Consider the following 20,206-nt stretch of genomic DNA (forward strand, 5'->3'; position numbering starts at 1 on the left):
TCTGGGGGAAGTCTGGGATGGGGGCACGCACACCAGAAACATCACCTCAGTTCCGCACCGGCTTGCCGGTGTTCAGCATCCCCAGAATCCGCTCTTGCGTCTTCGGGTGCACGATCAGCGAGCAGAAGGCCTGGCGCTCCAGCGTCATCAGATAGTCTTCGTTCACCAGCGTGCCTGGTTCAACATCGCCGCCGGTGACCACGTTGGCAATCAGGGACGCGATGTGGAAGTCGTGCTGGCTGATGAAGCCGCCGTCGCGCATGTTGACCAGGCTGCCCAGAATGGTGGCCTTGCCGTCGCGCCCGGCCACCGGGAACAGGCGCTTGTGCGGCGCGCGGTAGCCGCCCACAAACAAGGCCTTCGCTTCGTTGATGGCCACGAACAGCAGCTCGTCCTTGTGCGGCACGATCACGTCGGAGTGCAACACGTAGCCGAGCTTGCGGGACTCCAGCGCGCTCGTGCCGACCTTGGCCATGGCGGCGGCAGTGAATCCCTCGGTAAGGAAGGGCAGCAGGTCCTTGCCGGTGGACGTCTCGGCGTTCTCGGCCGCGCGGCGCGCGATGTAGGTCAGGCCGCCGGCACCGGGCACCAGGCCCACGCCGACTTCCACCAGACCGATGTAGCTTTCCATGTGCACCACGCGGCGTGCGCTGTAGACAGCCAGTTCGCAACCACCGCCCAGCGCCAGGCCGCGCACGGCAGACACCACCGGCACGTTGGCGTAGCGCAGGCGCAGCATGGTCTGCTGCATGAAGCCCTCGGCGTCCTCGATGGCGCTCACGCCCACGGCCATGAAGGCCGGCAGCATGGCCTGCAGGTCGGCGCCGGCGCTGAAGGGTTCGTCACCCGACCAGATCACCAGGCCCTGGTAGTCCTTCTCGGCCAGGTCCACGGCAGCCATCAGGCCTTCGCAGACCTCCGGGCTGATGGCGTGCATCTTGGTCTTGATGCTGGCGATGAGCACCTGCTCGTCCAGCGTCCAGATGCGGATGGCTTCGTTCTCTTCGATCGTGCTGCCCGCGGTCTCGAACTTCGGCCCGGCTTCGCCGAGCAGCAGCTCGGGGAAGTGCTGGCGCTGGTAGACCGGCAACTGAAGCCGCCCCTGGAATTCACCCTTTCCGGGGTTCCACGAACCCTGCGCGGTGTGCACGCCACCGGCCTCGGCCACCGGCCCCTTGAACACCCACTCGGGCAGCGGCGCCTTGCTCAGTGCCTTGCCGGCATCGATGTCCTCCTGGATCATCTTCGCCACCTCGAGCCAGCCGGCTTCCTGCCAGAGCTCGAACGGACCCTGCTTCATGCCGAAGCCCCAGCGCATGGCCTGGTCGACATCGCGCGCGGTTTCGGCGATGGTGGCCAGGTGCACGGCGGCGTAGTGGAAGCTGTTGCGCAGGATGGCCCAGAGGAACTGGCCCTGCGGGCCTTCGCTGTTGCGCAGCAGCTTCAGGCGCTCGGCCGCCGGGCGCTTGAGCATGCGGCCATAGACTTCGTCGGCCTTTTGCCCGGCGGGCACGTAGTCCTCGCTGTCCAAATCGAAGCGCAGGATGTCGCGGCCGACCTTCTTGTAGAAACCGGCCTTGGTCTTCTGGCCCAGGTTCTTGAGCTCCAGCAGTTTGGCCAGCACCGGCGGCGTGCCGAAGCTGCCGTAGAACGGATCGGTCTTCTCGTTCAGGTTGTCCTGCAGCGTCTTGACCACGTGGGCCATGGTGTCCAGACCCACCACGTCGGCGGTGCGGAAGGTGCCGCTGCTGGCGCGGCCCAGGCGCTTGCCGGTGAGGTCGTCCACCACGTCGTAGGTCAAGCCGAAGTTCTCCACCTCCTTCATCGTGGCCAGCATGCCGGCGATGCCGATGCGGTTGGCGACGAAGTTGGGCGTGTCCTTGGCGCGCACCACGCCCTTGCCCAGGCCACTGGTGACGAAGGTCTCCAGGTCGTTGAGGATCTGCGGCTCGGTGGTGGGCGTGGCAATCAACTCCACCAGCGTCATGTAGCGCGGCGGGTTGAAGAAGTGGATGCCGCAGAAGCGCGGCTTGATCGCCTCGGGCAATGCCTCGCTGAGCTTCGTGATCGACAGGCCCGAGGTATTGGACGCGACGATGGCGTGTTCGGCAATGAAGGGCGCGATCTTGCTGTACAGATCAAGCTTCCAGTCCATGCGCTCGGCGATGGCCTCGATGATCAGGTCGCAGTCCTTCAACTGGTCCATGTGCTCTTCGTAGTTGGCCTGGCCGATCAGGTCGGCATCGGCCAGCACGCCCAGCGGTGAGGGCTTGAGCTTCTTCAGGCCTTCCACCGCGCGGGTGACGATGCCGTTCTTCGGGCCTTCCTTGGCCGGCAGATCGAACAACACCACCGGCACCTTGACGTTGACCAGGTGCGCAGCGATCTGCGCGCCCATCACGCCCGCGCCGAGCACGGCGACTTTCTTCACTTGAAATCGGTTCATTGCTTGAGTTCCTTTACGCGCCATGCGACGCGTGAGAGGCAGTTGTCGAGAGATACCGCGGAACCGGCTTTGCCGGGCCGCAGGTGTCGCCCCCTTGAGGGGGTCGCGCGAAGCGCGGCGGGGGTGTCATTCCACCCGTATCCAGACTTGCGTTCGGTAGAACGGGCCGATGTAGCCGCGCATCTCCAGCTTCTTGCCGTCTTCGACAGGCTTGAGACGCGTCCGGTAAACCTTGCCGTTGTTCGGGTCAACGATGTCGCCACCGTCGTACACCGTCTTGTCGTCGGCGCTCTGCCTGAGGTTGCGCAGGATGGTCATGCCCAGCACGGGTTTGTCCTTGCGCTCGTCGGTGCACTTGTCGCAAACGGCGTCCTGCTTGCTGGTGGGGTCGAGCAGTTTCTCGATGGTGCCGCTGTAGACGCCGTTGGTTTCCTTGATGCGCACCAGGGACTTTTCCTTCTTCGTGTCGTCGTCGATGGTCTTCCACAGGCCCACGGGCGACATCTGCGCGAACGCGGAGAGGGAAGCCAGCGACAGGGCAAGGGTGCTCACAACGGTCTTGATCATGAAAGTCTCCTGGTGGTGGTCGGTCAGGACAGGGCAGGACAGGGTCAGGCCAGTGCTTCGTCGGTGTCCATGAGAACCTTCGAGCCCGCGCGCGCGGTGCGCATCAGCGTGGCGGTCTCGGGGAACAGCTTGGCAAAGTAGAAGCGCGCGGTCTGCAGCTTGGCGGTGTAGAACGGGTCGGTGTTGCCGGCCGCGATCTCGCGCAACGCCACCTGCGCCATGCGGGCCCAGAAGTAGCCGAACACCAGGTGACCGGCCACGCGCAGGTAGTCCACGGCGGCGGCGCCCACCTCGTCGGCGTTCTGCAGGCCCTTGAAGCCGATTTCGGTGGTGAACTTGGTGATCTGCTCACCCAGCACCGCCAGCGGGTTGATGAACTCGGCCATCTTCTCGTTGACACCTTCTTCCACCACCAGCGCGCCCACGAGCTTGCCGAACTTCTTCAGCGTGGCGCCATTGTTGCCCAGCACCTTGCGGCCCAGCAGGTCCAGCGCCTGGATGGTGTTGGTGCCTTCGTAGATCATGTTGATGCGGGCGTCGCGCACGTACTGCTCCATGCCCCATTCCTTGATGTAACCGTGGCCGCCGAACACCTGCTGGCACTGCGTGGCGGCGTTGTAGCCGTTGTCGGTGAGGAAAGCCTTGGTGATGGGCGTGAGCAGCGAGAGCATCTCGTCGCTGTCCTTGCGCACCTTCTCGTCCGGGTGGTGGTGCGCCTTCTCCAGCAGCACCGAGCAGAAGATGGCCAGCGCGCGGCCGCCCTCGGCATAGGCCTTGGCGGTGAGCAGCATCTTGCGCACGTCGGGGTGCACGATGATCGGATCGGCCGGCTTGTCCTTGGCCTTGGGGCCGGTGAGCGAGCGCATCTGGATACGGTCCTTGGCATAGGCCAGCGCATTCTGGTAGGCCACCTCGGTGAGGCCCAGCGACTGGTTGCCCACGCCCAGGCGGGCGGCGTTCATCATCACGAACATGGCCTGCATGCCCTTGTTGGGCTGGCCCACCATCGTGCCGATGGCGCCGTCGATGACGATCTGCGCGGTGGCGTTGCCATGGATGCCCATCTTGTGCTCCAGGCCACCGCAGTAGATGCCATTGCGCTCGCCCACCGAGCCATCGGCCTTTGCGTGGAACTTGGGCACGATGAACAGGCTCACGCCCTTGATGCCGGGCGGCGCGTCGGCAAGACGGGCCAGCACCAGGTGGACGATGTTCTCGGCCATGTCGTGTTCACCGGCGCTGATGAAGATCTTGTTGCCGGTGAGCTTGTAGGTGCCGTCCGGCAGGGGTTCGGCTTTGGTGCGCATGAGGCCCAGGTCGGTGCCGCAGTGCGGTTCGGTCAGGCACATGGTGCCGGTCCACTCACCACTGGTCATCTTCGGCAGGTAGGTCTTCTTCTGCTCGTCGGTGCCGTAGGTGTGCAGCGCGGCGTAGGCGCCGTGCGTGAGGCCGGGGTACATGGTCCAGGCCTGGTTGGCCGAGTTCATCATCTCGTACAGGCACTGGTTCACCACCAGCGGCAAGCCCTGGCCGCCGAACTCGGGGTCGCACGAGAGCGCGGCCCAGCCGCCGTCCACGTAGGTCTTGTAGGCTTCCTTGAAACCCTTGGGTGTGGTGACCTCGTGCGTCTTCTGGTCGAGCTTGCAGCCCTCGGTGTCGCCGCTGATGTTGAGCGGGAAGATCACCTGCGAGGCGAACTTGCCGGCCTCTTCCAGCACGGCATTGATGGTGTCGGCGTCGGTCTCGGCGTGCTGCGGGATGGCCTTGAAGTCGTCCGTGACCTTGAGCACCTCGTGCATCACGAACTGCATGTCTCGCAGGGGTGGGTTGTATACGGGCATGGGGAACTCCTGTGCTGGTTTTCGAAAAGATGAAAGGGAATCAGCCCGGCTGCTTGCGCGCGGGGGCCGGGGGTTTGCGGCTGCCACGGGTGGCGGGCGTCTGGCTGTAGCGCTCCACGATGCCGTCGAACGCGCGCAGCGCGCGGCGCACCGAGTCGGGGCTGCGCAGGAAGCGCGCCTCGTAATGCAGCGCCAGGATCTGGGCGTGGATTTCAAACGCCATTTGTGACGCGTCGGTGTCGGCCGCGAGGTGGCCTTCCTCGATCGCGATCTCGACCGCGCGGCGCATGGCCGTGAGCCAGGTGTTGACCGAGCTGGCCAGCGCGTCACGCACCGGCCCGGGCCGGTCATCGAACTCGACCGCACCGCTGATGTAGATGCAGCCGGAATCGATCTCGACCGAGGTGCGCTTCATCCAGTTGGCGAACAGCATGCGCAGGCGTGGCAAGCCGCGTTCCGCGTTCATGGCGGGGTAGAACACCTCGTCCTCGAAACGCGTGTGGTACTCGCGGATCACCGAGATCTGCAATTCCTCGCGCGAACCGAAATGGGCGAACACGCCCGACTTGCTCATCTGCATCACCTCGGCCAGTGCGCCGATCGACAAGCCTTCCAGGCCGATCTGCGTGGCCAGGCCCAGCGCGGCGTCGACGATGGCAGCCTTGGTCTGCTGGCCCTTCTGCAAAGGCTTGTAGTCCGTGGCGGTGGCGCGCGGGCGGCGGGCTGTGGATATCACGCTCATGCGGTCGGTCCTGCTGGATGGTGGGCGAAAAAAAGCGATCGTCCGAATAATCGAACGGTCGTTCTATTTTTACCGCAAAACCCACCCACCGGGTTGGTTGGTCGCGAATTGAGCGGGCTTTGTTTAGGGGCTGCGCCCTAAATCACGCCCACACGGGTGCTCAGAGCCGACCGTCGGGCAACAGCAGGTTCAGGCTGTGTTCCAGGCTTTCGCCAGGGGAGCGCTTGAAGCCGCTGCGCGCGAAGCGCTGCAGGCGCCCGACGCAGAAGGAGGTAATGACCGAGGCATCGGCCTGGGCATCGACCGTGGGCGTGACCGCGCCGGCCAGCACCGAGGTTTCGCGCAGGTTCTGGCGCAATGCCGACTCGATCTTGTCGAAGAACAGGTTCATGCGCTGCTGCAGGCGCTCGTTCTCGAACACCAGCGCGTCGCCGACCATGACGCGCGCCATGCCGGGGTTCTTCTCACCGAATTGCAGCAGCAGGGTGACGAGCTTGCGCGAGCGCGCATTGGGATCGGGCTCTCGGTCGCCAAGCTGGTTGATCAGGCCGAACACCGACTGTTCGATGAACTCGATCAGGCCTTCGAACATCTGGGCCTTGCTGGCGAAGTGCCGATACAGAGCGGCTTCGCTGACCTCGAGGCGCGCGGCCAGTGCCGCAGTCGTGATGCGCTCGGCACCCGGTTGCTCCAGCATGGTGGCCAGCGCCTGCAGGATCTGCACGCGGCGTTCGCCGGGTTTGGGCCGCTTTCGTGTGATTCCATCGGTCTGGGCCGCGGCCTCGATGGCTTGCGCGGCTTCGAAGGCGGCGTCGTCCGCCGGGGATGGAGACTCAGGGACGTTGGAAGTCATGGGCGAGCGGTCCGTGGGGTGTGGGCTGCCATGGCTGCGTGGCGCGGCCGGCAGGGGACTTTCACGCGGGCATTCTCGCACAGCACGATTGCAGCATGTGCCCAGTGCACTGGCGCCATGCCGGGTCAGTGAGTGACCGCCTCGAAGGCCACACGCACGCGCAGCCCGCGCCCATGTGCACCGGTTTCGAGCTGCAGCTGGATGCGGTGGGCGCGCGCGATCTCGTCGGCAATGGCCAGGCCCAGGCCATTGCCTTCGCCGGCCGTTCCCGGCACCCGGTAGAAGCGCTGCAACACGCGCTCGTGCTCTTCGGGGGCGATGCCGGGGCCGTCGTCCTCGACCTCCATCCAGGCGCGCACGGCCGTGCCCTCCTTCACCGGCTCGAGGCCGCAGCGCACAGTGATGCGCCCACCCGCCGGCGTGTACTTGACGGCATTGTCCACGAGGTTGAGCAGCAGTTCGCGCAGCAGCCAGGCGTGGCCCAGGGTCTGCGCCGGCTGGGCCTCCAGGCCGAAGTCGATCTGCTTGTGCCCGGCCGCGTCCAGGTACAGCGCGAGCATGTTCTCGCACAGTTCCATCAGGTCGACGCGCTGCATCGGCTGCGTGTCGGCGCTGACCGCGTCGGCCCGCGACAGCGCGAGCAACTGGTTGGCCAGCTGGGAGGTGCGCCGCGTGGCGTCGCGCAGGCGCCGCACCTGGTCGGCGCGAAGGCCGATGAGATCGTCCCCACCCATGCCACGCGCGGCCTGGGCCCAGGCCTCGACCTGCGCCTGCAGGCCGGCCAGTGGTGTGCGCAGCTGGTGCGCGGCATCGGCGACGAAGCGGCGTTGCGCTTCGGTTTGCGCGTTGACCAGCTGGAACAGGCGGTTGAGCGAATCCACCAGTGGTCGCACTTCTCCCGGGATGCTGCCGGTGTCGATGGCGCTCAGGTCGCGCGGCGAGCGGTTCTCCACCGCCTCCTTCAGATCGATCAGCGGCCGCAGCGCGCGTGCCACGCCCCAGGTCACGACGGCGGCGGCCACCGCGAACAGCAGCAGGTTGGGCAGCAACACGCGCAGCAGCACGTTGCCGAACCAGTGCTGGCGCGCGTCGGAGCCGTCGGCGAGCATGACGATGAGCTGGCCCATCTCCGAATTGACGCGCTGGGCGACCACCCGGTAGGTGGAGCCGCCTTCGACCACGCTGAGGAATTCGGCATCCTGCGTGGCGGGCAATATCGTGGGCAACCAGCGCTCACCCAGGATCTGGCTGCCCTGCGCATCGAACACGCCGAACGCGGCCAGCCCGCGCCGCTCCGAGAGGAACTCCTCCACCGGGGGAGCCAGCAGCATGGCCATGCCCGGGCCATCGACCAGATCGCTGTCGGTGATCAGCGGTTCATCGATGACCGAAGGGTCACGGTCCGCCAGGCTGGTGACGACGATCGAGTCGGCCAGCAGCGGCACGAGCTTGAGCAGGCGCTGGTCCTGCTGCAGAGCGGCGGTTCCGGCGGTCTGGTAGTGCACGAAGACGCTGACGGTGCCGATCACGCCCAGGGTGAACAGCAGCATGACCAGCAGCCGCCGCTGCAGGCCCCAGATCAGTCCACGTGCCGCAGCGGCTTCAGGCTGGGGTGGCATGACCGCCCGGATCGGCCACCAGTTCGAGGCGGTAGCCAAAACCCCGGATCGCGCGCAGGCTGATGCCGGCCGGGTCGAGCTTGGCGCGCAGGCGCGAGACGTAGACCTCGATCGCGTTGGGCGTGATTTCCTTGTCCCAGCCGGTCAGCGCCTGCAGCAGCTTGTCCTTGGCGGCCGGCTTGGGCACCTGCATCAACAGGTACTCGAGCACCGTCCATTCGCGCGGCCCCAGCTCCATGGGTTGTCCGGCCAGCGTGACGCGCCGGTGCGCGGTGTCCATCTCGAGCGGGCCGAAGCCCAGCACCGCCGAGGTGGCGGCCTGCGAACGCCGCAGCAGCGCACGCAGGCGCGCCAGCAACTCGGGCAGCTCGAAGGGCTTGATCATGTAGTCGTCGGCGCCGATGTCCAGCCCCTGCACCCGGTCGTGCAGCGCATCGCGCGCTGTCAGGATCAGCACCGGCATCTCCAGCCCGCCGTTGCGCAACTGGCGTGTGAGCGAAAGCCCGTCCATGCTGGGAAGGCCGATGTCGACGATGGCGAGGTCGAAGCTGTCGCTCTCCAGCGCCTGCAGAGCGCGTTCGGCGCTGCCGACCCAGTCCACCGTGTAGCCGGCGTTGCACAGCCCCAGCTTGATGCCGCTGGCGACCATCACGTCGTCTTCGACCAGTAGCAGACGCATGGATCAGTGGCTTTTGATCATGGTGCCGAAAGGCTGGTTGCCCAGCACTTCGAGCAGCAGCGCGTGCGGCACGCGCCCGTCGATGATGTGCACCGCGTTGACGCCGCTCTTGGCCGCGTCGAGCGCGCCGGCGATCTTCGGGATCATGCCGCCGGAGATCGTTCCGTCTTCCACCAGGTCGTCGATCTGGCGCGGTGTGAGTTCGGTCAGCAGCTCGCTGTTGCTGTCAAGTACACCGCGGATGTTGGTGAGCATGAGCAGCTTTTCGGCCTGCAGCACCGTGGCCAGCTTGGCGGCCACCACGTCGGCGTTGATGTTGTAGCTCTCGTTGTGCTCGCCAAAGCCGATCGGGCTGACGACGGGGATGAACTGGTCGTCCTGCAGGGCCTTGACCACGCTGGGGTCGATGCTCTCGATGTCACCCACCTGCCCCACGTCGTGCTCGCGCGTGGGGTCCTGCTGGTCGGCCATGCGCAGCTTGCGCGCGCGGATCATGGCGCCGTCGCGCCCGGTCAGTCCCACGGCCTTGCCGCCAGCCTGGTTGATGAGGCCCACGATGTCCTGCTGCACCTCGCCGGCCAGCACCCATTCCACCACCTCCATGGTCTCGGCGTCGGTCACGCGCATGCCCTGGATGAACTGGCCCTGCTTGCCCAGGCGCTTGAGCAGCGTTTCGATCTGCGGCCCGCCACCGTGCACCACGACCGGGTTGATGCCGACCAGCTTGAGCAGCACCACGTCTTCGGCAAAGGCCTGCTGCAGGGCCGGCTCGGTCATGGCATTGCCGCCGTACTTGATGACCATGGTCTTGCCGTGGTACTTGCGGATGTACGGCAGCGCCTGCGCAAGGACATCGGCCTTGTCGCGCGGCGCGAGGGTGGAGAGGTCGGGGGGCGTGGTCATGCGGCACTTCCTGCAAAGGCGGGCAAAACCGAAATTCTAGGGCTATGGCATGGCCAGCCACTCAGGCCTCGATCCAGAAACACCGCGGAGCCGCCCTTCGACAGACTCAGGACGGGCCGCGGGTGTTGCCCCTTGAGGGGGTCGCGCGCAGCGCGGTGGGGGTCAGAAATGTATTCCGCGCATCATCTGCTGCATCGCCACCGCCTCGGCCGAAAGCTGCGCCTTCGCGCCCTTCTCCCCCTTCGCCGCCGACGAATCGGGGAACATGCGGAAGCTGGTGTTCATCACGATCTGCGCCACGCGCGGCACCATCGCGTGCATCACCTGCCCGGTAATGCCCAGGCGCGTGGCAATGCGCACCGGCTTGAAGATGCAGGCCTGCGCGATCATGTCCGCGGCTTCCTCGGGTGCCAGCGTGGGCACGTTCTTGTAGATCTGGGTCGGCGCGATCATGGGCGTGCGCACCAGCGGCATGTTGATGGTCGTGAAGCTGATGCCCTGGTCGGCGAACTCGCTGCTGGCGCAGCGTGTCCAGGCGTCCAGCGCCGCCTTGCTGGCCACATAGGCGCTGAAGCGCGGGGCGTTGGTGAGCACGCCGATGGAGCTGATGTTGACCACGTGACCCTTCTTTTTCGCCACCATGCCGGGCAGCAGCCCCATGGTTACGCGCAGGCAACCGAAGTAGTTGAGCTGCATCGTGCGCTCGAAGTCGTGGAAGCGGTCGTAGCTGCCTTCGATCGCGCGCCGGATCGAACGCCCCGCGTTGTTGATCAGGAAGTCGACACCGCCGTGGTTCTGGATCAGCAGTTGCACGAAGCGATCGGCATCGGCCATGTCGGCGATGTCGGCGGGGTAGGCAATGAACTGGTAGCCCTTGTCTTTCGCCTCCCTGCAGGCCTCGTCGAGCTTGTCCTGGTCGCGGCCGCAGATGATGGTGACCGCGCCCGCCTCCGCGAACTTGTGTGCCGCCGCCAGGCCGATGCCCGAGCTGCCACCGGTGACCAGCACCACCTTGCCGGCCACCGTGCCCTTGAGACTGCGGTCAATGTGCAGGTCCGGGTCGAGGTAACGCTCCCAGTAGTCCCACAGGCGCCAGGCGTAGTCCTTGAGGTTCGGGCATTCGATGCCGCTGCCCTTGAGCGCGGCGAGCGTTTCGCGGCAGTCGAAACGCGTCGGGTAGTTGACGAAGGTCATCATGTCCTCGGGCAGGCCGAGGTCCTGCATGACGGCCTTGTAGACACGGCGCACCGGCGCCAGCGCCATCAACCCCTTCTTCACGCTCCTGGGGATGAAGCCCATCAGCGCGGCGTTGACGAACAGGTTCATCTTGGGCGCGTGCGCGGCCTTGCTCAGGATGTCGAGCACGTCGCCAACGCGGTAGCCCATGGGGTCCACCAGGTGGAAACAGGCACCGCTGCCGCGCTTCTGGTGGCTGATGTGGTCCAGCGCGTCGACCACGAAATCCACCGGCACGATGTTGATGCGCCCGCCCTCCAGCCCCACGCTGGGCATCCAGGGCGGCAGGATCTGCCGCATGCGCTGGATCAGCTTGAAGAAGTAGTAGGGCCCGTCGATCTTGTCCATCTCGCCGGTGCGCGAGTCGCCCACCACGGCGGCGGGCCGGTACACGCTCCAGGGGATCTTGCATTCCTGCCGCACGATCTTCTCGCTCTCGTGCTTGGTCATGAAGTAGGGATGGTCGTAGTTTTCCGCCTCCTCGAACATGTCCTCGCGGAAGACGCCCTCGTAGAGGCCGGCGGCAGCGATTGACGACACGTGGTGGAAGTGGCCGGCGGCGATCGCCCGGGCGAACTCCACGGTGTTGCGCGTGCCGTCCACGTTCACCGCGATCTGGCTTTCCTCGTCGGCTTCCAGGTCGTACACCGCCGCGAGGTGGAAGAAGTGGTCGATCTTCCCCTTGAGCGCTTTCACGTCGTCCGCCGACACACCGAGCTTCTTCGCCGTGAGGTCACCGAAAACCGGCACCGCGCGTGCCACACCCACGCCCCAGTACTCGCGCAACCCGGCCACCTTGCCCTCGCTCTCCTTGCGAATCAGGAAGTGCACCACCGCGCCTTTGCGCTGCAGCAGCCTGGCCACCAGGCGTTTGCCGATGAAACCGGTGGCACCGGTGACGAAGTAGTGCATGGAGATCTCCTGAAGCGGTGTTATTGAGTTGAAGAGAAGGGAAACAGCGGGGGGGCGTCAGGCATTCTTGTCCAGGACGGTGGCACCCGCATTCCGCAAAAACCCGCGTGAGGCGCGGCCCACAGCGCGGCACGTTTAGTCGTGCGACCCTACACAGGCGCGGCGCCCGGGCCGTACAGTGGTTGCACCCGTGGCTGCCCAGCTGGTCACGCCTTTTTCCTCAAACCACTCCAGGAGTTCCGCATGGTCAAGAAAATCCAGAAAGCCGGCAGCGCAGCGCAGTCCAGCGCCGCAGGCTTCAACTCCCCCCTGTCGGGTGCCATCAAGGATTCGGCTCAGCAGATCTGGCTGGCCGGCCTGGGTGCCTTTTCCAAGGCGCAGGAAGAGGGAGGCAAGGCCTTTGAATCGCTCGTGAAGGAAGGCATGTCGATCCAGCGCAAGACGCAGGCCGTGGCCGAAGAGCGCATCTCCGAAGCCACCAACCGAGTCAGCAGCATGGCCACCGACATCTCGTCCAAGGCACAGGGCCAGTGGGACAAGCTGGAGAACATCTTTGAAGAGCGCGTGGCCAAGGCGCTGAACAAGCTGGGTGTGCCCTCGGCGCGCGATGTGGAGGCACTGATCGAGCGCATCGATGCGCTCAACGCCCAGGTGCAGCGCCTGGGTGGCAAGGCACCGGCCAAGGCCGCGGCCCGCAAGGCAAGCACCCCCAAGAAGGTCGCCCCGGCGAAGAAGGCTGCCGCACGCAAGACCACGCGCCGCACAAAGGCCGCCTGACGGCCGACGCCCAGCCTCGGCACCAGGCAAAAAAGAGGGGCGCACGACGCCCCTTTTTTGCGCCTGTACCGGATGCTGCAACGCAGCACTTTTACCCACCCACGCGGTCTACACTCGAACGCATGACGACGCCTCGCCAAGCCCTTCATCGCAACGCCACGACGAAGTCCCACCGTCCGCGCATTGCCCTGGCACTGGCCGGTGGCGGACCGCTCGGCGCGATTTACGAGATCGGCGCGCTGTGTGCGCTGGACGACGGTCTTGCGGGCCTGGACTTCAACGACTGCGACCACTACCTGGGCGTGTCGGCCGGAGGCTTCATCGCGGCCGGCCTGGCCAACGGCATTCGTCCGCGCCAACTCTGCGAAGCTTTCATCGAGGACCGCTCGGGCGAAGACGATTTTGATCCCGCATGGCTGCTCAAGCCGGCCTGGGGCGAGTTCGGCACGCGCCTGCGGCGCCTGCCCGGCCTGCTGGGCAGCGCGCTGTGGGCCTGGGGCGCACAGGGCAAGGGCTTCACCAGCGCCTTCGAGCGCGTGGGCGCGGCGCTTCCCACTGGCGTGTTCGACAACGAGGACATCCACCTGCAGATTCAGCGCCTGTTCAGCCAGCCCGGGCGCAGCAACGACTTTCGCGAACTGCGCGCGCGCCTGACCCTGGTGGCGACACAGCTCGACACCGGCGACGCCGCTCCCTTCGGCCGTCCCGGCTGGGACCACGTGCCGATCTCGCGCGCCATCCAGGCCAGTGCGGCACTGCCCGGCCTGTTCCCGCCGGTCGAGATCGGCGGCCAGCACTATGTGGATGGCGCCCTCAAGAAAACCTTGCACGCCACCGTGGCACTCAATGAAGGCACCGACCTGCTGCTGTGCCTGAACCCGCTGGTGCCGTTTCACACCAACCCCGGCCTGCACGATGGCCGGCGCATCCCCGCGCTGGTCGAAGGGGGCCTGCCAGCGGTGATGAGCCAGACCTTCCGCTCGATGATCCACTCGCGCCTGGAGCTGGGCCTCAAGCACTACGAGCGCGCCTACCCGGACACCGACATCGTTCTCATCGAGCCCGACCAGCGCGACGCGACCCTGTTTTTTGCCAACACCTTCAGCTACCGCCAGCGCCGCGAAATCGCCGAACACGCCTACCAGCAGACGCGCCGCCTGCTTCTGGATCGCGCCGCCCGGCTCACACCGCAGCTCGCGCGCCATGGCATCGCGCTCGACCTGCAGACCCTGCGCGACCCCGCGCGGCGGCTGCTGGCCCCGAGGCCGCGCAGCCACAGCGCGGTGGGCACACGGCTGCACGCCACGCTCGACGAGTTGCAGCGGCACCTCGAACAGGGCCGCGCCGCGCCGGCGCAAGCCGCCCGCTGAGCGAGCGCCACCATGGCCAGGAAAGCCCCGCGCCGTACCGCCGAGCGCATCCTCGAGGTCACGCTCGAACTGTTCAACCGCTTCGGCGAGCCCAACGTGTCGACCACGCTGATCTCGGCCGAGTTGGGCATCAGCCCGGGCAACCTCTACTACCACTACCCGGCCAAGGACGAGCTCATCAACTCGCTGTTCGAGCGCTACGAGCGCGCGCTGGGCGAGCTGCTGGGCGCCAGCGAGAGCGTGCGCAACGTGGAGGACGCCTGGTTCTTCCTTCACTCGCTGTTCGAGATCATCTGGGAATACCGCTTCCTGTACCGCGACCTGAACGACCTGCTGTCGAAGAACCGCCTGCTGGAAACCCGGTTCCAGACCGTGTTGAAGAACAAGTCGCGCGCGATCCGCAACCTGCTCGCCGGCATGAGCCGCCACGGTGCGGTGCAGATCGACGCCCGCGAGACCGAGCCCACCGCCACCAGCATGGTCGTGGTGCTGACCTACTGGCTGAGCTTTGAATACGTGCGCGACCCGCGCCACGCGCTCGAGCCCGACAACGCACAGCAGGCGCTGCTGCGTGGCGCCTGCCACGTGCTCAACCTGCTCGCGCCCTATCTGGAAACCTCGCAGCGGCAGCATCTGATGACGCTCACCGGCGCCTACGGTGCAGCCGCCTGAGCCCTTCTTGCGAGAGAGAACACACCATGGCCGAATGGACCCCCGCCCCCACCACCGGACAGGTCGACCACTTTGACGTCGAGCGCCTGCAGCGCCTCTGGAGCCGCCTGCACCAGGGCGACGCCGAGCCCTGGTCCGACGAACCCGCTGTGCAGCATGCCTGGGTGCATTTCCACAATGGCGAGTTCCAGCGCGCCGCCGAGGCCGGCCTGGCGATCGGCGACGCTGGCATGAACGTCGCGAACAAGGCCACCTGCATCTACGCCAACTACCTCGAACCACGCGAGCAGAACCGACAGGACCTGCTGCTCGAAGCCGCGGCACGCGCCGAGTCGCTGCAGCGCCGCCATCCCGACAACACCGGCGGATGGTACTGGCAGGCCTACGCCCTGGGTCGCTACAGCCAGGGCATCAGCGTGGCCAAGGCGCTCACGCAGGGCCTCGGCGTGCGCGTGCGCACCGCGCTGGAAGCCACCATCGCCCGCGAGCCACAGCATGCGGACGCCCATCTTGCTCTGGCGGCCTTTCACGCCGAGGTGATCGACAAGGTGGGCAGCATGGTCGGGCGCATGACCTACGGCGCGAACAAGGCCACCGGGCTGGCCCTGTACCAGCAAGCCATGGCGCTCAATCCCGACGCCATCGTCACCCTGACGGAATTCGCCAATGGCCTGCTCATGCTCGAAGGACCGGACGCCTTGCCCGAGGCCAACCGACTTCTCGACCGTGCCGCGTCGATCGAGCCACTGGACGCAATGGAGCGGCTGTACGTGGCGTCCGCACGGGTGGCGCTGGAAGGCTGAATCAGGACGACGCGCCCAGCCCGTCCACCGCCTGGAACATCGCCTGCCGGGCCTGCGCGACGATCTGCGCCTTCCATTCGTCCGTGTCCACGTAGAACGCCGCCAGCATGCGCTGCTTGATCGCAGCGCGCAGTTCGGACGGCGCCTCGGGGTGGAGGTGCTGCCAGTGGTCACCGCGCAAGGCGTCGATGACTTCGGTGATCGGCACCGTGCCGTATTCCATGGCAATGCCGGTGTACTGCGCCTGCGGGCATTCTTCGTACGCGGCGCACCACATCAGCCCAGTGAGCAGGGCCGATGTGGAGGTGCCGTCGTAGATGGAGGTCACAGGTGTCTGGCCATTGCCGCCCCACCAATCACGCGCACGCTTGAGTGCGGCAGCATCGTCGCGGCAGGCAAAGATGCGCTCGCCCAGACCGCTGGGCCCCAGGCCGGTGTGCAGGTCGATCCACGCCAGGTGGCGAGCCTGGCCGCCATGCTGCCGCAGCACCGTGCGCAGCGTCTGGTTGCTCCATGTAGGTGCCATGCCGCCGAAGAACAGACCGTCGGCAAAGGCATGCTGGCCTTGCGAGACGGCAGCCTGATAGCGCGGGAGTCCGTTCGTCGCAATGTATGCCTGGATGGCCGCTTCGTTGTCCGCCCCCGGTGGCCACTGTGCCGGCAACAGCAGATCGTGCAGCTGCGCGTACGCCGCATTCACCGGCAGGGGCTGGCCGAAGTCCTGGAAGTTGCGGTTGAGGTCCACGTTCTCGTGGGTCACGCGGCGCACCCACGAGAAGCCGTGCGGGTTGAGCGCATGGATGTAGAGCACGGCCACCCCTGCGGCGCGCGCGTGTTCGCGCCATTCCGCGTCGTGCGTGGCAAACACCTGCACGCCCGAGCCGCAGTAGCCCTCGGCCCCATGGCAGGCGCTGCTGACGATCAGCAGGCGCCCGGCATCGGGTGCACCGTCAAGCGCCACATCCATGGCCAGGGTTTCTCCGTCGCGGCCAGGCAGTGGATGGTTGTGGCTGGTGATCGCCATGCCCGCTGCAGCCGCCCCTTCGAGGAACTGCACCCGGGCGCGGGCGTAGGACGAAGAGAAAGCGTCTTGCGGCGCGATCAAGCGGCACCCCCGGTGCGCGGCTGGCCCAGCCATTTCTCGGCCAGCCGCACCCAGAAGGTCGCCCCAAGGGGAATCAGGTCGTCGTTGAAGTCGTAGCTCGGGTTGTGCAGCATGCAGGGGCCGTCGCCATGGCCCATCTCGCGGTGCGCGCCGTCGCCGTTGGCAATAAAGGCGTAGCAGCCCGGGCGTGCCTGCAGCATGTAGGCGAAATCCTCCGCGCCCATCGTGGGCTCCTGCTCCACCACGTGGTCTGCGCCCACGATTTCGGCCATCACCTCGCGGGCGAACGCGGTTTCGGCGGCGTGGTTGATGGTAGGCGGGTAGTTGCGATGGAACCTGAACTCCACAGTGGCGCCGAAGGCCGCGCAGGTGTGTTCGGCAATCTCCTGCATGCGCCGCTCGATCATGTCGAGCACCTCCAGCGTGAACGTGCGCACCGTGCCCTGGATCTCGCAGCGGTCGGGCACGACGTTGGTGGCCTCGCCGGTATGGATCATGGTGACCGAGATCACGCCCGCGTCCACCGGCTTCTTGTTGCGCGTGATGATGGTCTGGAAAGCCTGCACCATCTGGCAGGCCACCGGCACCGGGTCGATGCCGTTGTGCGGCAGGGCAGCGTGCGCGCCCTTGCCGCGGATGACGATGTGGAACTCGTTGCTCGACGCCATCACCGGACCCGTGCTGGCGGCGAAGGTGCCCACCGCCATGCCGGGCCAGTTGTGCATGCCGAAGACAGCCTCCACCGGGAACTGCTCGAACAGGCCGTCCTTGATCATTTCGCGCGCGCCGCCACCGCCCTCCTCCGCCGGCTGGAAGATCAGGTAGACCGTGCCGTCGAAGTTGCGGTGCTTTGCGAAGTGCTGGGCGGCTGCGAGCAACATGGCGGTGTGGCCGTCGTGGCCGCAGGCGTGCATCTTGCCCGCGTTCTGGCTTGCATGGGCGAAGCTGTTGTGCTCCTGCATGGGCAGCGCGTCCATGTCGGCGCGCAGGCCGATGGCGCGCCCGCTGGCACCGCCGTCGCGGCCATGCACGATGCCTACCACGCCGGTGGTGCCCAAGCCCCGGTGCACGGGAATGCCCCACTCGGTGAGCCGGGCAGCCACCACGTCGGCGGTTCGCACTTCTTCGAAGCAGAGTTCGGGGTGGGCGTGGATGTCGCGCCGCACGGCGGCAATGCCTGCCGCCTGGGTAAGGATGGAGTCAATGAGTTTCATGGGGTCTCTGGGTGGGTGCAAGGGGCGGCATGCACCATCTGAAAAAACGCCCATGGTATCGAAGCCGCTCCACCCTGGCTGCCGCCGCGATGACAACCACCACCCACCAAGGGGCCATGCACCGCTTCAGCGCCGGATGCGGCCGTCCTCGGTCAGCAGTGTCAGTTCCACGAACTTCGAACCGGTGTGCTTGTTCGGTCCGAAATCGACCGGGAAGCCACCCAGGTCCAGGTTGCGCATGCTCTGTACCGCGCTGATGAAGGTGTCGCGCGTGAGGTTGCGCCCGGCCCGGTTGACCGCCTCGGTGAACACCTTGGCCGCCACGAAACCCTCGATGCCCGAGTAGTTCGCCGCCCGGCCCTGCTTGGCCCGGACCGCAGCCAGGTATTCGCCGGAAATGCCGGTGACGGGTGTGTACGGAAACGGCATCACCTGGCTGACCACGACGCCCCGGGCGTCCTTGCCCAGTTCGTCAAGCAGGGCCTGCGTGCCGACGAAGGACACGTTGTAGAAGTTGCCGATGAATCCGCGTTTGCGCGCCTCGCGAATGAAGGCGGCGCATGACTTGTAAGCGCTGATCTGCACGATGGCCTCGGGCTTCTGCGCCATGATGGCGTCGAGCGACGCGGCCACGTCCACGGTGTTGCGCTCGACCGTCCCGGTTGAGGTGGGCGCCAGATCCAGCGTCTTGAGCGCGCGCGTCACGCCTTCGAGGCCCGCCTTGCCATAGGCGTCGTTCTGATAGAACACCGACACCTTCTTGATGCCCGTACCGGTGATCTGCCGCACGATGGCCGCGGTCTCGTCGAAGTAGGACGCGCGCACGTGGATGGCGTAGCGGTTGAACGGGTCGCGCAGCGCCTCGGCACCGGTGAAAGGCGCGAAGAACGGCACTTTGGCCTCGGTCGCCAGTGGCAAAGCCACCACACTGGTGGGCGTGCCGATGTAGCCGAACAGGGCAAACACGCCGTCGGCGATGAGCTTGCGCGTGTTGGCCACGCAACGCTCGGGCTCGTAACCGTCGTCCATGCGCGTGAGCTCGATGCGCCGGCCGTTGACGCCGCCCTTCTGGTTCAGGGCCTCGAAGTACAGCTGCGCGCCCAGGTGAAACTGCAGGCCCAGCTGTTCGGCAGCGCCACTGAACGGAGCCGACTGGCCCAGCACGATGCGGCTGTCGTTCACCCCCACAGACTGGGCCCGCGCCGACAAGGCCGCGCCCCCCAGCATCTGCAATCCGGCCAGACGGCCCGCACATCCAAGAATTTCTCTGCGTCGCATGCTCAAGGTACTCCCCCCCGATAGGGCATTGAGATACCTCGCAGCGTATGCGATTTGCTGCATATGAGAAAGGGGTTTATTCCCGAACCCGCCCCTGGCCGTCGATCAGGCTCAGGTCGACCCGGCGCGAGCCCACGCGTTCGCCGTCGAAATGGACCCGCACGCCGCCAACGTCGAGGTTGCTCAGCCCCTCGATGGCCTCGCGCAAGCCGGCTGCGTTCAGCGGAGGCTTGCGCACGGCCACGCGCAGCGCCTCGGTCAGGGCGCGTGCGGCAAGATAGCCTTCCAGCAGATAGACATCGGGCTTGAGCCGCGCGGCAGCGGCATCGGCCATCAGTTCACGCACCAGGGCCGTGCGGGCATGGTCGGGCTTGGGCGTCACGCGCACCACCACCACGCCGCTGCCGGCCGCGCCCAGTTGCTCCGCCAGCAGGCCTTCGCCGGTGTTGGAAAAACCGTAGATGGGGCCTCGAAACCCCTGGGCACGCAAAGCACGAATGCCTTTCCCCGCCGACGTGGCGTCGCCCAGCACAAGCACGGCCTGCGGCTTCTTCTCCAGAGCGCTTCCCACCTGCTCCAGGGGCAGACTGGCCAGCAGGTTGGCCCCCATGGCGGTGGTGGTCCGCTGCGCCGAATCGAGCGCGAACAGCGACTCGCTGTCCGGTCCGTGCAGGATGACCAGGCGGCGCGCGCCGAGCATGTCCACATGCCGCGTCACGGCAGCCGCCTCCTCCGAGAATCCCGGGCGCATGCTGTAGACGTTGGCATACACCGGCCCGCGCAGCTCATCGGCCGAGGCCATCGGCCCGAACAGGATGGCGTCGGACGCCTTGATGGTCGGGTAGGCACCAATCACCTGCGGCGAGCCGTAGTAACCGAACAGGGCGAGCACGCCCTCGTCCAGAAAGCGCTGGGTGTTGGCCAGCGTGCGCGAGGGTTCACCGGCGTCGTCCACCGTCACGAGTTCGACCCGCTGTCCGTCCACGCCCCCGGCGAGGTTGAGGCGCGCGAAGTACAGCCGGGCACCGCGGGCGAAGGGTGCGGCCATGGGCGCATTCGGTCCGGTCAGGGCCACACTCTGCCCCAGCACGATAGGGGGCTTGTCGACCCCGCCGGTCTGCGCCGCGGCACCGAGGCATGCAGCGGCCAAGCACGCGAATATCATGAACGACTTGCGACGGATGAACTC

At 66.5% G+C, this 20,206-nt stretch carries 17 protein-coding genes; 4 read left to right on the top strand and 13 right to left on the bottom strand.

What is annotated here, in order from left to right; genetic code table 11:
• Positions 1-46: 46 nt before the first annotated feature.
• From K5880_RS07145 to K5880_RS07185, 9 genes are all read right to left on the bottom strand, one after another.
• On the bottom strand, positions 47-2,446 hold the full coding sequence (locus tag K5880_RS07145; RefSeq protein ID WP_297650231.1) for a 3-hydroxyacyl-CoA dehydrogenase/enoyl-CoA hydratase family protein: 2,400 nt from the start codon (positions 2,444-2,446) through the stop codon (positions 47-49).
• A gap of 126 nt (positions 2,447-2,572) precedes the next feature.
• Complete coding sequence (locus K5880_RS07150) at positions 2,573-3,013, bottom strand: DUF2147 domain-containing protein (protein ID WP_297650232.1); 441 nt, start codon at positions 3,011-3,013, stop codon at positions 2,573-2,575.
• Positions 3,014-3,057: 44 nt separating this feature from the next.
• Positions 3,058-4,854, bottom strand: a complete 1,797-nt coding sequence (locus tag K5880_RS07155; protein ID WP_297650233.1) for an acyl-CoA dehydrogenase C-terminal domain-containing protein — start codon at positions 4,852-4,854, stop codon at positions 3,058-3,060.
• A gap of 40 nt (positions 4,855-4,894) precedes the next feature.
• Positions 4,895-5,596, bottom strand: coding sequence for a TetR/AcrR family transcriptional regulator (locus tag K5880_RS07160; RefSeq protein ID WP_297650235.1), 702 nt, complete (start codon positions 5,594-5,596; stop codon positions 4,895-4,897).
• Positions 5,597-5,756: 160 nt separating this feature from the next.
• On the bottom strand, positions 5,757-6,449 hold the full coding sequence (slmA, locus tag K5880_RS07165) for a nucleoid occlusion factor SlmA (RefSeq protein ID WP_297650237.1): 693 nt from the start codon (positions 6,447-6,449) through the stop codon (positions 5,757-5,759).
• Positions 6,450-6,574: 125 nt separating this feature from the next.
• Positions 6,575-8,068 carry an ATP-binding protein gene (locus K5880_RS07170; protein ID WP_297650239.1) on the bottom strand — a complete coding sequence of 498 codons (1,494 nt, stop codon included), beginning with the start codon at positions 8,066-8,068 and terminating at the stop codon, positions 6,575-6,577.
• Entirely contained in the window at positions 8,052-8,747 is a 696-nt protein-coding gene (locus K5880_RS07175) for a response regulator transcription factor (RefSeq protein WP_297650241.1), read from the bottom strand. Before K5880_RS07175 ends, K5880_RS07170 begins: the two co-directional genes overlap by 17 nt.
• 3 nt (positions 8,748-8,750) lie before the next feature.
• A complete protein-coding gene (gene argB / locus K5880_RS07180) occupies positions 8,751-9,650 on the bottom strand; it encodes an acetylglutamate kinase (RefSeq protein WP_297650243.1) in 900 nt (299 codons plus the stop codon).
• Positions 9,651-9,812: 162 nt separating this feature from the next.
• Entirely contained in the window at positions 9,813-11,798 is a 1,986-nt protein-coding gene (locus K5880_RS07185; RefSeq protein ID WP_297650245.1) for an SDR family oxidoreductase, read from the bottom strand.
• A gap of 243 nt (positions 11,799-12,041) precedes the next feature.
• Between K5880_RS07185 and K5880_RS07190 the strand changes: the two genes are divergently transcribed.
• The 4 genes from K5880_RS07190 to K5880_RS07205 all read left to right on the top strand — a co-directional run bounded on the left by K5880_RS07190 (position 12,042) and on the right by K5880_RS07205 (position 15,420).
• A complete protein-coding gene (locus tag K5880_RS07190; RefSeq protein ID WP_297650247.1) occupies positions 12,042-12,575 on the top strand; it encodes a phasin family protein in 534 nt (177 codons plus the stop codon).
• Between the two features lie 122 nt (positions 12,576-12,697).
• Positions 12,698-13,945: a patatin-like phospholipase family protein gene (locus tag K5880_RS07195; RefSeq protein WP_297650249.1), complete on the top strand. Its 1,248-nt coding sequence runs from the start codon at positions 12,698-12,700 to the stop codon at positions 13,943-13,945.
• Between the two features lie 12 nt (positions 13,946-13,957).
• Positions 13,958-14,617, top strand: a complete 660-nt coding sequence (locus tag K5880_RS07200; RefSeq protein WP_297650251.1) for a TetR/AcrR family transcriptional regulator — start codon at positions 13,958-13,960, stop codon at positions 14,615-14,617.
• 26 nt (positions 14,618-14,643) lie between these two features.
• A complete protein-coding gene (locus tag K5880_RS07205) occupies positions 14,644-15,420 on the top strand; it encodes a hypothetical protein (protein WP_297650253.1) in 777 nt (258 codons plus the stop codon).
• Position 15,421: 1 nt separating this feature from the next.
• Here the strand turns inward: K5880_RS07205 and K5880_RS07210 are convergent, their stop codons facing one another.
• The 4 genes from K5880_RS07210 to K5880_RS07225 form a co-directional block, all read right to left on the bottom strand.
• Complete coding sequence (locus tag K5880_RS07210; RefSeq protein ID WP_297650255.1) at positions 15,422-16,525, bottom strand: M14 family metallopeptidase; 1,104 nt, start codon at positions 16,523-16,525, stop codon at positions 15,422-15,424.
• Entirely contained in the window at positions 16,522-17,739 is a 1,218-nt protein-coding gene (locus tag K5880_RS07215) for a M20 aminoacylase family protein (RefSeq protein ID WP_297650257.1), read from the bottom strand. The genes K5880_RS07210 and K5880_RS07215 overlap by 4 nt, the downstream gene beginning before the upstream one ends.
• A gap of 126 nt (positions 17,740-17,865) precedes the next feature.
• A complete protein-coding gene (locus tag K5880_RS07220) occupies positions 17,866-19,017 on the bottom strand; it encodes an ABC transporter substrate-binding protein (RefSeq protein WP_297650258.1) in 1,152 nt (383 codons plus the stop codon).
• A gap of 76 nt (positions 19,018-19,093) precedes the next feature.
• Positions 19,094-20,167, bottom strand: a complete 1,074-nt coding sequence (locus K5880_RS07225) for an ABC transporter substrate-binding protein (protein WP_297650259.1) — start codon at positions 20,165-20,167, stop codon at positions 19,094-19,096.
• Between the last annotated feature and the right edge of the window lie 39 nt (positions 20,168-20,206).

It is taken from the genome of Hydrogenophaga sp. (assembly GCF_025699295.1).
GTDB lineage: Bacteria > Pseudomonadota > Gammaproteobacteria > Burkholderiales > Burkholderiaceae_C > Hydrogenophaga.

Excerpts from the sequence above, each read along its gene's own strand:
- K5880_RS07190 (WP_297650247.1), top strand. The coding sequence starts at position 12,042 with ATGGTCAAGAAAATCCAGAAAGCCGGCAGCGCAGCGCAGTCCAGCGCC.
- K5880_RS07175 (WP_297650241.1), bottom strand. The coding sequence starts at position 8,747 with ATGCGTCTGCTACTGGTCGAAGACGACGTGATGGTCGCCAGCGGCATC.
- slmA (WP_297650237.1), bottom strand. The coding sequence starts at position 6,449 with ATGACTTCCAACGTCCCTGAGTCTCCATCCCCGGCGGACGACGCCGCC.
- K5880_RS07150 (WP_297650232.1), bottom strand. The coding sequence starts at position 3,013 with ATGATCAAGACCGTTGTGAGCACCCTTGCCCTGTCGCTGGCTTCCCTC.
- K5880_RS07195 (WP_297650249.1), top strand. The coding sequence starts at position 12,698 with ATGACGACGCCTCGCCAAGCCCTTCATCGCAACGCCACGACGAAGTCC.
- argB (WP_297650243.1), bottom strand. The coding sequence starts at position 9,650 with ATGACCACGCCCCCCGACCTCTCCACCCTCGCGCCGCGCGACAAGGCC.
- K5880_RS07185 (WP_297650245.1), bottom strand. The coding sequence starts at position 11,798 with ATGCACTACTTCGTCACCGGTGCCACCGGTTTCATCGGCAAACGCCTG.
- K5880_RS07215 (WP_297650257.1), bottom strand. The coding sequence starts at position 17,739 with ATGAAACTCATTGACTCCATCCTTACCCAGGCGGCAGGCATTGCCGCC.
- K5880_RS07155 (WP_297650233.1), bottom strand. The coding sequence starts at position 4,854 with ATGCCCGTATACAACCCACCCCTGCGAGACATGCAGTTCGTGATGCAC.
- K5880_RS07145 (WP_297650231.1), bottom strand. The coding sequence starts at position 2,446 with ATGAACCGATTTCAAGTGAAGAAAGTCGCCGTGCTCGGCGCGGGCGTG.
- K5880_RS07160 (WP_297650235.1), bottom strand. The coding sequence starts at position 5,596 with ATGAGCGTGATATCCACAGCCCGCCGCCCGCGCGCCACCGCCACGGAC.
- K5880_RS07220 (WP_297650258.1), bottom strand. The coding sequence starts at position 19,017 with ATGCGACGCAGAGAAATTCTTGGATGTGCGGGCCGTCTGGCCGGATTG.
- K5880_RS07205 (WP_297650253.1), top strand. The coding sequence starts at position 14,644 with ATGGCCGAATGGACCCCCGCCCCCACCACCGGACAGGTCGACCACTTT.
- K5880_RS07170 (WP_297650239.1), bottom strand. The coding sequence starts at position 8,068 with ATGCCACCCCAGCCTGAAGCCGCTGCGGCACGTGGACTGATCTGGGGC.
- K5880_RS07200 (WP_297650251.1), top strand. The coding sequence starts at position 13,958 with ATGGCCAGGAAAGCCCCGCGCCGTACCGCCGAGCGCATCCTCGAGGTC.